We start from the raw sequence: 11,557 nt of genomic DNA, 5'->3' as shown, positions 1-11,557 counted from the left end.
GCATATGTGTAGGCATTACATGTTTCACAACGGAAACACAAGCGGTATTGCAATCATCATTACAATGAACATGATAACCTGCAATGGAACGCCGACTTTCACAAAATCAAAAAACTTATAGCCACCCGCCGTCATGACAAGCGCATTCGTCGGAGAAGCAACAGGCGTAGCAAATGCCATACTAGATGCAACAGCCACTGCGATTAAAAATGTATACGGGCTAGCATCTAAACTAATCGCAGCATTCATCGCAATCGGTGCAAATAACACAGCCGTCGCCGTATTACTAATAAATTGCCCAAACACCATCGTGATAAAATAAATCCCTGCGAGTACACCAATCGCCCCAAAACCACCGAGCATATGAATAATCCCTTCGGATAACATCAACATACCACCCGTTTTTTCCAATGCTGTCGCCATAGGCAGCATCGCCGCAATGAGCACAATGCTTTCCCAGTTAATTTTACCGTACGCATCATCCATATTGCGGACACACCCTGTCACAATCATCAATACAGCCCCGATTAACACCGAAATAACCGCCGGGAACACTTCAAAAATCATCAATAATACCATCAACAGCATAATACCACCTGCAACCGGCGCTTTCCCATTTGCCGCGGCCATACTGGCGTGTTCTTTCGGCTGCCCAACAACGACAACATCTTTTGTTTCTCTTGCCAGCAATTCAATTTCATCCCACGAACCTTGCACGAGTAACGCATCCCCAAAGCGCAAACGTTCCTTCGACATTTCTTTTAACACATATTCTCCACGACGATTAATGCCCAAAATATTTAAATTGTATTTCTCTCGGAAACTAATACCCCGAACCGTTTCACCAATTAAACTAGAATGAGGCGTCAACAGCACTTCTGCAATACCAAACTGCTTAGACACTAACTCATCTGCTTCTGACTCTTCTTCTTCAATCACTAGTAAAAAATCCGCTACAAACTTTTCCATACTGCTCCATGAACCCTGAATTCGTAAAATATCCTTCGCCTGAATAACACTCGTCGGACCCGCCATTTCCTGATACGTCATCGGCAACAAATGGATGCCTTCCGTCGATTTCCGCTCAATGGTTAAAATACATAATTGGTAGGCTCCCGGAATCTTTAATTGCGCCAGCCGCTTGCCAATCATTTCCGAATCGTCCGGCACGCTCACGCGGAATAAATTGCCGCCTAATTGATAGTCAGAAGCCAGCTGTTTTGGCGACAGCTGATGCTCGTCCTTCGAATTATTTCTCCGTTTTTCATTCGGCAATAAAATATTGCGAACGGCATATAAATAAATGATTCCTACAACAACACCGATAATCCCAATTGGTGTAATCTCAAAAAATCCTAACTTATTAAAGCCATTGTCTACCAATTGTTGGCTAACAATTAAGTTCGGTGGTGAGGCAATCAGCGTCAACAAGCCCGAAAAACTCGCCATATATGATAGAGGTATTAAAAACTTCGATGGACTGCTTTTCATACTAATCGCTACACTGACAACAATCGGCAGCATTAACGCAACCGTCCCTGTATTGCTCATGAAAGCTCCTACAACTGCTACAATAACGAGCAACAGAATGAATAATTTCTTCTCGCTATCCCCTGATGAACGCAACAGTACATTCCCCGCTATTTGGGCCAATCCCGTTCGTAAAATACCTGCCCCCACGATAAATAAACCCGCAATCATAATGACGACAGAGTTGGAGAAGCCAACGAGTGCTTCAGTCGCATCTAAAATACCTGTTAGAACGAATGCCAATAACGCCAGCACAGCGACAAGATCCGCGCGGACGCGATTGCTCATGAATAAAATAATGCTAATCCCTAAAATGATAAATGTGATGATTAGTTGCAATGAACTCGAATCCTTTCTATTTGTGACCGGCATAAGGGAGATTATGAACATCTTGAGCCCTGTTATGCTCGGCATGAATAAATTATGACCGCCACGGCCCATATTATGCTCGACTTATATAGTAATTGTATACCAGCAACAAAAAAAGTGCTTCCAACAACAGCACTTTTCTGTGAACTTATTCTTTATGTATCGCTAACCAAGGACGCCCGTCTTCCCAACGAATTGCGACGGGAACTTGATAGGTTGTCGAAAGATAGTCATCCGTCAACACGTCCTGCTTCGGCCCAGCCGCCACAATCTCACCATCTTTTAATAGAAGTACATGCGTCATCGCCTCCACCAGCTCTTCAATATGATGCGTGACATAAATGATATGACAGCCATTTTGTACGACTCCCTCTAAAGCACTAAGAAATTGTTCACGCGACAAGATGTCCAAGCCCGAACACGGTTCATCCAAAATAAGCATTTCTGGGTCACTCATTAAAGAACGTGCAATGAGCACTCTTCTTTTCTCCCCTTCAGACAACAGATGATAAGGCTTGCCCTTTAAAAAAGCTAACCGTAAACTTTCCAGCAATACATCCGCCTTATCCCAATCCTCCTGCACTACTTGCTCATAGATTCCAAAACTCGCAAATTTACCGCTAACGACTACTCGCTCCACCGTTTCACGATTAAAAAAATCCGCAAAACGCTCCAATGAACTACTGACAAAGCCGATCTTCTTCCGCAGCTCTGGTAAACTCGTTCGACCAAATCGATTGCCCAGCACAGCCACTTCTCCTGATGACGGAAAATGGTAGCCCGACACAATATTAAGCAAAGACGTCTTCCCAGAACCATTCAGACCAAGTATGCCCCAATGCTCGTTCGGCTGAATAGTCCAATTGATATTGTTCAAAATCTCTTTATTCCCTCTATGCCATGCAACCTCTTTCAACGTAACAATTTCTTTCATTTCAAAAATCCCCTTTAAATAATCAGATAACTATGATAATAGCATTATTTGGGTTGTTTGAACACTAGTACTGTGCGAAATACTATATTTATGGGAAACCCGACGTTGCGCGCAGAATGACCCGCGTTGCGCGCGGAATAACCCGCGTTGCACGCGGGATGACCCACATTGCGCGCGGGATGACTCACATTGCGCGCGGGATGACCCACATTGCGCGCGGGATGACCCACATTGCGCGCGGGATGACCCACATTGCGCGCGGGATGACCCACATTGCGCGCGGGATGACCCACATTGCGCGCAGAATGACCTGCGTTGCGCGCGGGATGACCTGCGTTGCGCGCGGGATGACCTGCGTTGCGCGCGGAATGACCCGCGTTGCGCGCGGAATGACCCGCGTTGCGCGCAGAATAACCCGCGTTGCGCGCAGAATAACCCGCGTTGCGCGCGCAATGACCCACGTTGTGCGCAGAATGACCCGCGTTGTGCGCGGGATGACCCACATTGCGCGCGGGATGACCCACATTGCGCGCGGGATGACCCACATTGCGCGCGGGATGACCCACATTGCGCGCGGAATGACCCGCGTTGCGCGTGGAATGACCTGCGTTGCGCGCGGGATGACCCGCATTGCGCGCGGGATGACACACATTGCGCGCGGGATGACCCGCGTTGCGCGCAGAATGACCGCGTTGCGCGCGGAATAACCCGCGTTGCGCGCGCAATGACCCGCGTTGCGCGCGCAATGACCCGCGTTGCGCGCAGAATGACCCGCGTTGCGCGCAGAATGACCCGCGTTGCGCGCGGGATGACCCGCGTTGCGCGCGGGATGACCCGCGTTGCGCGCGGAATGACCTGCGTTGCGCGCGGAATGACCTGCGTTGCGCGCGGGATGACCTGCGTTGCGCGCAGAATGACCTGCGTTGCGCGCGGAATGACACACATTGCGCGCGGAATGACACACATTGCGCGCGGAATGACCTGCGTTGCGCGCGGGATGACCCGCGTTGCGCGCGGGATGACCCGCGTTGCGCGCGGAATGACCCGCGTTGCGCGCAGAATAACCCGCGTTGCGCGCAGAATAACCCGCGTTGCGCGCAGAATAACCCGCGTTGCGCGCGCAATGACCCACGTTGTGCGCAGAATGACCCGCGTTGCGCGCAGGATGACCCACATTGCGCGCGGGATGACCCACATTGCGCGCGGGATGACCCACATTGCGCGCGGGATGACCCACATTGCGCGCGGGATGACCCACATTGCGCGCGGGATGACCTGCGTTGCGCGCCGCACGATGACAGATGTTAATCAAACAATGCAAAACTAGATAACTTCCTATCATAAAAAAACCACAAGAACCCGCTACTTGGCCTTGCAGTTTTCATCATTTAGTTATTCACATTGAATACAGCAATATTTCCAATATACTCAGTATTTCTCACTGTCGTAATATATGCCGTTTTAGAATCCTCACTCCAATGACCTGAATAAGTAATGACTGAATATAAATCAGCATTTTCCATAATCCGCACACTATTGGCCAATTGCCCATCCACGAGCTCTGCCATATAAACATTCGTTTTAAAATCATCTTCAATCTGCACAGGTGTATCAAAAAGGATTTTACTCTCGTCAGGAGATAAGTTATAAAACGGTACCCATATTCCCTCCTTACTTTTCCCACCCGACACAAGTAGCTGCACATCCCACGTTTCTTTATCCCAATAAAAAACCCCTGTCTTCCCACCATACGTACCGTTGAAAATGACAGAACCATTTTGCAATATATCAAAATTGGTAAATGAAGTGTCTTTTCCTGACGGGGTTACTAAAGTATTATATCCTTGCGCATTCAATTGATAAATACCAAAACCTGCTTCTTCGGAACGCGCCGTAATAAAGACTTCATCCTTCACTTTTTTAGAAAGAGATATTTCTCCCATGTCATATCCCCTTAAATCCCAAGTAGCCATCTTATTTGTGTCAACATCGATAAGACTTACAATGTCTGTCTCGTAATCGAAATGGACCAATGCATTCCCTTCATCATTGGTAAAGCCGTATTCCGAGTAATCTGGTTTTTTCATTGATTCATTTCCAAGTAATATCCTCTTGCCAGTTTGTAAATCGTGTACGAAAACCTCCTCACCTTGAAATGAAAGAGCTCGTTTGCCATCATTCGAAATTGAAATAACTTCTCGATTAACAAGTTTCTTCTCCACCCCGGTGTCTAGATTCAGTGAATAGAGTCCGCCATTTTCGTTAAAGTAAATTTCCTTACCAAAAAACTCCTTATGCAATGTAGAGTTTTTAATATTCCGCCCGACTTCAATATCCTGCTGTCGGGATACCTCCAAACTACTGTCCGCCAACGAACTTTCCAGCTGAACGTCCTCATTAATTACAATCGTTTCTTGTATTTCCACACTCCCTTGCGCTGAACAGCCCGCAACTGTCAAACTAGCTAGAGCAACCCAGACTAACCTATTCCTTTTTTTATTCATCATGCATTCCTCCTCATCATGTGTACATGTATAGAATACACAGGACATATTGCCAACCTAGCAGTAGATGTTGCCGTTTTATTTCCAATCGAACAACAAAGGGCTTGATGTGTATAATTTCTGCGCTCTTTGCTGAAAGTATCAGCATTTTGGAAGTAGTTATTGGCGAATTACGCCTATTTATTGGCGTTCTAACCCGATTTATTGGCACTTATACATGTTTTATTGGCGCTCCGATACAAGTTATTGGCGAATCATGACTTTTCTACCATAGGAAGCACAATTGAAACCACCACTCGCCCATCATCATAATCAAAAGCAATCGTCCCATCATGCTGACTCACAATTTGCTGGCATATAGACAATCCAAGTCCACTGCTGCCCTCCCCTTTCGTATGAATAAAAGGTTCGAAAGCATTATCCACGATTCGATCAGGGACAGGAGGACTGTCATTTGTCACCGTGATATTACCATCCTTCATGACAACAACAATCCGCGCACCACTTACGCCATATTTAATAGCATTATCCAACACATTACTAAACACCTGCCGCAATTCGTCGCGATTGCCATCGACAATAAAACCCTCACCCGTCACATCGATTGCTATCTGACGCTGCCCTGCTTTCAATGCCATATCCTCACTAACGGACAGGATCAGTGGCAATAATTGAATTGCTTCTCTCTTTTTCAAACTAGGCGTCATCTCGCGTTTCGCTAGCTCTATTAGCTCAATAACCATTCGATTGAGACGCTCACTTTCCAATCTAATTTTACCAGTTGCCTTCCGTAAAAATACCGGATCATCAAAGTCTTCTTCCCCAATAATTTGCGCATAACCAGAAATCGTCGCAAGGGGAGTTTTTAATTCATGCGTAACATTATTAAAAAAGGCCGTTCGACTCTTTTCAGCTTGTACAACCCTGTCTTTTTCCTGCTCAAGCATTTTCATTTGTCGCTGGATATTTTGCTGCATGTCATTAAAACTCATCGCTAACACTTCCAGCTCATCCTTTGTTTTCACATGCACATCAACACCATAATTCCCCGCGGCCACTTTCTTCGTCGCAGCCGTCAACCGCAGTAGCGGCCTAATAATTTGTCTCGTCAATAAAGTCGAAATGATAAAAACACCCGCGAATAAACAAATGACTAGTACCCTAAAACTCGTTAATACCTTGTCATTCGCTGTGAATAAATTCGTAGAATCTCCTGTAAAACGCAAAACGCCATAAAATTGGTCATGCAAATAAAGAGGATAGGAAAAATAAACTAAATTACCATCTGGTACATCCACGCGTGTAAATGCCGCTTGATTATTAAAAGCCGCTATTAATTCAGGATTCGGATTGCCCTCTAAATTCATTTGATAGGCTTGATTTTCAGCTAATAAAGGCTTTTCCATCGCAATCGCTTCATATAAAAAAAGGCCTTCCGAGTCATATAACGCTACATTTTGAGTATGTAGCCTACTTAATTCTTGTGCAATTGTGCCTCCATACTCTTTAAACAAATCAGCTTGCGGGGGATGAATCAAGGCGAATTGTTTAATATGCTCTCTCGTCGTATGTTGAAGTTTTGTCACTTCATTCGCAATCATGACCTGACTGTTTTTTCCCAAGGAATCCTTCATCACCTGATCGACAATGAGCGCAGCCAATGTGAATAAAATCAGATAACCGACGATGAATTTCTTTTGAATGGTCCATTTCATCGGTTCACATCCCCCTCATTTTATAGCCAACACCAAATACGGTTTCAATAATGGAGGAGCCTAGCTTCTTTCGCAGCCGCTGCACATGAACATCGACTGTGCGGGCATCTCCGTCATAATCAAAATCCCAAACTGTATCAAGTATTTCCTCACGAGAAAACACTTGATTTTTATGCTGCGCAAATAATAATAGCAATTCATATTCCTTCGGTTTTAGCGCAATCTGTTCCTCTGCCTTCCAGACAGTGTGTGAACGAGGTTCAATGCGTACTACGTCGTTTATAGATAAATAAGATCTGGAAGCAGTTTTTTGGCGACGTAATAATGCTTTAATACGTGCAGCCACTTCCCGCACGTCAAACGGCTTCGTCATATAATCATCTGCGCCGAGTTCAAGACCCAATACCTTATCGACAATATCATCCCTTGCAGTCAGCATAAGAATCGGCACGGTACTTGTTGCCGTCAGCAGTTTACAAATATCAAAGCCAGTCATATCTGGCAGCATCAAGTCCAAAATCACAACATCCGGACTAATCCCTTTGAACAAACGCAATCCCTCTTGTCCCGTCGCAGTGCCATGCACACGATAGCCTTCCTTGCGCAAGGAGTAAGCGAGTATATCGAGAATGGATTCTTCATCTTCTATAATTAATATCGTTTGAACTTTTATCATACATTTCAACTCCTTGCTTCCCTTTATTCTACTAGAAAGTTATTGCCAAGTTGTTGCTAGTTGAATAAAAGCTGTTTCAATAGGTCCCCGCCACTTCATTTGCTATACTTATCAAGGTAAATACTTATCGACAAAGGAGCAAATCACATGCAAAATCTAACAGGTAAAACGGCGTTAATCACTGGAGCAGGTAGAGGTATTGGCCGTGCTACGGCAATTGCATTTGCTAAAGAAGGCATCCATGTAGGACTTGTAGGCAGAACAGCTGCTCACCTTGAAGAAGTGGGGAAAGAACTTAGCCAATACGGAGTAAATGTCACGATGGCGACTGCTGATGTATCGGATAATGAATCCGTCATTGCAGCAGTGGAGCATGTCAAAGCTGAACTAGGTCCCATTGATATTTTGATTAACAATGCTGGTATCGGCAAGTTCGGTAAATTCCTTGAGCTATCTCCAGAGGAATTCAAAAACATTATCGACGTCAACTTAATGGGCGTTTACTATGTCACAAGAGCTGTGCTTCCTGAAATGATCGAAAGACAAGCGGGAGACATCATTAATATTTCATCAACAGCTGGCCAAAAAGGCGCACCAGTCACTAGTGCTTACAGTGCATCGAAATTCGGCGTTCTTGGTCTGACAGAATCCCTTATGCTCGAAGTAAGAAAGCATAATATCCGTGTCAGCGCATTAACACCAAGCACAGTGGCGACTGATTTGGCGTTTGCTGAAAATCTGACAGACGGCAATCCCGACAAAGTTATGCAGCCGGAAGATTTAGCTGAAGTGATGGTTATGCAATTGAAATTGCATCCACGTATTTTAGTGAAATCAGCTGGATTATGGTCGACAAATCCTTAATATAACCTATGTAAAAAGCCTTCCAAGGAAATTCCCTGGAAGGCCTTTGTTTTTCAATCAATAATAAGGAGAAATCAGAATATACACCAGCACACCCGTAAAGCTAACATACAGCCAAATCGGCATTGTCCAGCGTGCGATTTTCTTATGACGGGCATTTTCCCGATTCCATGCACGCGCCACACTCGTCAGCGCAAGTGGTACGATTGCTGCCGCCAAAATGATATGCGTGATGAGGATAAAGTAATAAAATCCTGCCATGAGACCTTCTCCTCCATAAGGTGTGGAAGGTGCCAAGTAATGATACGTAACATACGTGAGCAAGAACAGAAATGTCGTTGAAAATGCTGCGTAAATAAAGCGCTGATGCACGGTGACATTACGCTTCAAAATGGCAATGAGTGCGCACACTAAAAAAACAAAGGTAAAACTGTTCAAAATCGCGTTCGTCAATGGTAAAATCGTCAGATCAAATGCGTCAAAGTTTTTCTCTCCACGCATTCCCGATAACGCTCCAATTGCACCAATTAAAATGACGGATAGAGCAATAATAAACGGCTTATAATTGCGTTTTTTAAACGGCTTGTTGAAACTAGTATTCATAAATGATTCACTCCAATAGGATTTTAAATTACTGCTTAGAAAAGTCTACCACACCATCATCTAAAAAAACGTTTCAAACATGGAAGTTCATCAATCTGTCAATAAAAGATGACCTATATATTGTACATGAAAAATAAGTAGAATGGGCAATAGGAGTACATATATTTCGACGATTTTCATTAAAATGATAAAGGTGGTGGATTGTATGAAAAAGTTTCATCTTAAAAGAATTTATGAACCATATGAACTGGAGGATGGTCATCGAGTATTAGTGGACAGACTGTGGCCGCGTGGAATTTCGAAGGAGCATGCTCATTTGGCAGATTGGGCAAAAGATATTGCGCCGAGCAGTGAATTGCGAACATGGTTTGGTCATGATCCTGATAAATTTCTAGGCTTCAAAGAAAAATATCTCCATGAACTTCGTACGGATTATATCAAAGTCAACAAAGTAGCTGAATTACGCAGACTTGCTGACACAATGACCGTAACACTTATCTTCGCTGCCAAAGATCCTGTTCACAATCATACTGTCATTCTGAAAGAAGAATTAGAGCAGAAAAATGAATAACGCTGGACTTTCATCATAAAAGCCCAGCACATTCCTACCTATCACCGCTGCCCAGAATAACTACCAGACTTGCCATTTTTCATCGGCAATTGTTTGATTGCAAAAGGAACCAACCTCCCCTTTTCCTTATCCAAGGTTCCCATAAAGATATAAGACTCTGCCACAATTACAAACAACAACGTTCCCACAGCGACATGCAGCATCGCCCAGACGATATCAATCGCTGTCAAAATCGTTAAAATCCCTAATACAACTTGAACCGCAATTGTCACAGAAACAAAGCTAAATCGCTTTTGTAATGAAGCGCCCCATCCTTTTGCAAAAGACCAATACGTTAGTAACAAGCTATAGACAGCTAAAAAGACTCCTAACAGACGATGTGTCGTTTGAACAAATTCAGGGCCCGTACTCGGCAAAACCGAATCACCACATGTCGCCCAACCGCAACTCATCCCGATAAAATCATGCTTCACATAAGCACCTACAAAAAGAACGACAAGGACTAAACCTAGTAATACTTTGATATGCCTAGTTATTTTCCTCTGCTGCTGATTGCTAAGCCTCACACTGTGAATAACCATTCGCTTCGTCGATTGTCGCCATATGACTATTACACAGGCAAGATACAGCATCGCTATGATTAAATGCACTGCGATAATAAACGTCGGCAGGTGAAACCATACGATAACAGCACCCATTACTACTTGAAAAATAAGTAAACCTCCCATCCAATTTGCTGCCGTCCGAACGGAGGAACTCATCTTGGCACGTTTCACTTTAACAAATAGAATAATAGTTAACACACCAAGAACTGCCCCTATAACCCGATGCGCAAACTCAATCAGCGTATCCCCCTGCAAAGTCGGAATCACTTCCCCATTACATAAAGGCCATTCTGGTCCACAGCCCAGACCCGATTGTGACGATGCCACATATCCCCCAAACACAATTAACCCAAAAGTGATAAGCGCAACTACAAAAGATAACCGTTTAATCGACAAATTCATTCCCCCATTTTACTAGATTTCCAAAAATAATATCCAACCTTCAATATTGCCAATAATCTTTCGAATTATAAGTGATATATATGAAGTTTTTAAGTAGTTTTACAATTAATGATGCGCGTTTTATTATAATATAATGTCTAGTGATTACTGTTTCCTTTAGGTGTATAATTCCCCCCTTCATCGGTTAGATTAATAACAAAATCTGCTGAAAGGATGAGCAACTTGAAAACAAAATGGAGGATACTAATCATCATCCTACTAGCTTGCCTATTCGTCATCAGTGCTTGCAGTGATAAAAATATCGTCAAGGACAAACACGAGGAGGATGAAAAACCATCTCTTGGTGAACAATACGGCTTTACTTCTTTTGATATAGCGATTGATACGAAGGATAAGAAAGAAGCAGTAATTGCCAACTACGAGGAAAAACCCGATAAGACTGAGGCGATGTACGAGAATAAAATGGAGGACGCTTACTTGCACGGTGACCAAGCGATGGACAAACTCGACGGAATCTTCCAAGAGATGGAACTGGATCCCGATACAGATGACGAGGATTTGATCAAGCAAACGGCGGAAGCATTCGAGGTTCTAGATTATAAAACGTTGAAATTGAAAGTAACATTTAAAGGTCATGATACTAAAGAGTTAATGATGACAAAGTAAAAATAGAATGCATAATGGGAAACAGCAAAGTAGGATGATTCTTTAGTAAATGAATGCCTTGTATTTTGTATATCGGCAATCTGTTCATTAATTTGTAATATTTAGGGATAGCGCAATT

General features: G+C 43.8%; 11 protein-coding genes. 3 read left to right on the top strand and 8 right to left on the bottom strand.

The genetic code is table 11. The features are described 5' to 3' along the window. Window positions 1-24: 24 nt before the first annotated feature. From N1I80_RS06465 to N1I80_RS06440, 6 genes are all read right to left on the bottom strand, one after another. A complete protein-coding gene (locus tag N1I80_RS06465) occupies window positions 25-1,902 on the bottom strand; it encodes an SLC13 family permease (protein ID WP_340739980.1) in 1,878 nt (625 codons plus the stop codon). Window positions 1,903-2,047: 145 nt separating this feature from the next. Beyond that, a complete protein-coding gene (locus N1I80_RS06460; RefSeq protein ID WP_340737080.1) occupies window positions 2,048-2,833 on the bottom strand; it encodes an ABC transporter ATP-binding protein in 786 nt (261 codons plus the stop codon). Between the two features lie 44 nt (window positions 2,834-2,877). After that, a complete protein-coding gene (locus N1I80_RS06455) occupies window positions 2,878-3,558 on the bottom strand; it encodes a hypothetical protein (protein WP_340737079.1) in 681 nt (226 codons plus the stop codon). A gap of 663 nt (window positions 3,559-4,221) precedes the next feature. Further along, on the bottom strand, window positions 4,222-5,337 hold the full coding sequence (locus tag N1I80_RS06450) for a hypothetical protein (RefSeq protein WP_340737078.1): 1,116 nt from the start codon (window positions 5,335-5,337) through the stop codon (window positions 4,222-4,224). Between the two features lie 254 nt (window positions 5,338-5,591). Then, entirely contained in the window at window positions 5,592-7,052 is a 1,461-nt protein-coding gene (locus N1I80_RS06445) for a HAMP domain-containing sensor histidine kinase (protein WP_340737077.1), read from the bottom strand. 4 nt (window positions 7,053-7,056) lie between these two features. Continuing rightward, window positions 7,057-7,728, bottom strand: coding sequence for a response regulator transcription factor (locus N1I80_RS06440; RefSeq protein WP_340737076.1), 672 nt, complete (start codon window positions 7,726-7,728; stop codon window positions 7,057-7,059). Between the two features lie 147 nt (window positions 7,729-7,875). Between N1I80_RS06440 and N1I80_RS06435 the strand changes: the two genes are divergently transcribed. Further along, on the top strand, window positions 7,876-8,592 hold the full coding sequence (locus N1I80_RS06435; RefSeq protein ID WP_340737075.1) for a 3-ketoacyl-ACP reductase: 717 nt from the start codon (window positions 7,876-7,878) through the stop codon (window positions 8,590-8,592). 57 nt (window positions 8,593-8,649) lie between these two features. On the opposite strand, the gene N1I80_RS06430 is transcribed toward N1I80_RS06435, so the two are convergent. Further along, window positions 8,650-9,195: a DUF420 domain-containing protein gene (locus tag N1I80_RS06430; protein ID WP_340737074.1), complete on the bottom strand. Its 546-nt coding sequence runs from the start codon at window positions 9,193-9,195 to the stop codon at window positions 8,650-8,652. A 205-nt stretch (window positions 9,196-9,400) separates the two neighbouring features. Here N1I80_RS06430 and N1I80_RS06425 point away from each other — a divergent pair, with 205 nt between their 5' ends. Further along, window positions 9,401-9,766 carry a DUF488 domain-containing protein gene (locus tag N1I80_RS06425; protein ID WP_340737073.1) on the top strand — a complete coding sequence of 122 codons (366 nt, stop codon included), beginning with the start codon at window positions 9,401-9,403 and terminating at the stop codon, window positions 9,764-9,766. Window positions 9,767-9,807: 41 nt separating this feature from the next. Here N1I80_RS06425 and N1I80_RS06420 read toward each other — a convergent pair whose 3' ends face one another. Then, the gene (locus N1I80_RS06420; protein ID WP_340737072.1) at window positions 9,808-10,767 is read right to left on the bottom strand and encodes a COX15/CtaA family protein; all 960 of its coding nucleotides are present in this window, start codon (window positions 10,765-10,767) and stop codon (window positions 9,808-9,810) included. 228 nt (window positions 10,768-10,995) lie between these two features. On the opposite strand from N1I80_RS06420, the gene N1I80_RS06415 reads away from it, so the two are divergent. Continuing rightward, a complete protein-coding gene (locus N1I80_RS06415) occupies window positions 10,996-11,439 on the top strand; it encodes a YusW family protein (RefSeq protein WP_340737071.1) in 444 nt (147 codons plus the stop codon). Window positions 11,440-11,557 lie beyond the last annotated feature (118 nt).

The organism is Sporosarcina sp. FSL K6-3457, assembly GCF_038007285.1.
Classification (GTDB): Bacteria; Bacillota; Bacilli; order Bacillales_A; family Planococcaceae; genus Sporosarcina.
The sequence above is the reverse complement of the archived record's forward strand: the minus strand, read 5'-3'. Positions and strand labels throughout refer to the sequence as shown.

What these genes read in the sequence shown, in the direction of transcription:
- N1I80_RS06465 (WP_340739980.1), bottom strand. Translation starts at nt 1,902, where the DNA reads ATGCCGGTCACAAATAGAAAGGATTCGAGTTCATTGCAACTAATCATC.
- N1I80_RS06445 (WP_340737077.1), bottom strand. Translation starts at nt 7,052, where the DNA reads ATGAAATGGACCATTCAAAAGAAATTCATCGTCGGTTATCTGATTTTA.
- N1I80_RS06440 (WP_340737076.1), bottom strand. Translation starts at nt 7,728, where the DNA reads ATGATAAAAGTTCAAACGATATTAATTATAGAAGATGAAGAATCCATT.
- N1I80_RS06435 (WP_340737075.1), top strand. Translation starts at nt 7,876, where the DNA reads ATGCAAAATCTAACAGGTAAAACGGCGTTAATCACTGGAGCAGGTAGA.
- N1I80_RS06450 (WP_340737078.1), bottom strand. Translation starts at nt 5,337, where the DNA reads ATGAATAAAAAAAGGAATAGGTTAGTCTGGGTTGCTCTAGCTAGTTTG.
- N1I80_RS06460 (WP_340737080.1), bottom strand. Translation starts at nt 2,833, where the DNA reads ATGAAAGAAATTGTTACGTTGAAAGAGGTTGCATGGCATAGAGGGAAT.
- N1I80_RS06430 (WP_340737074.1), bottom strand. Translation starts at nt 9,195, where the DNA reads ATGAATACTAGTTTCAACAAGCCGTTTAAAAAACGCAATTATAAGCCG.
- N1I80_RS06425 (WP_340737073.1), top strand. Translation starts at nt 9,401, where the DNA reads ATGAAAAAGTTTCATCTTAAAAGAATTTATGAACCATATGAACTGGAG.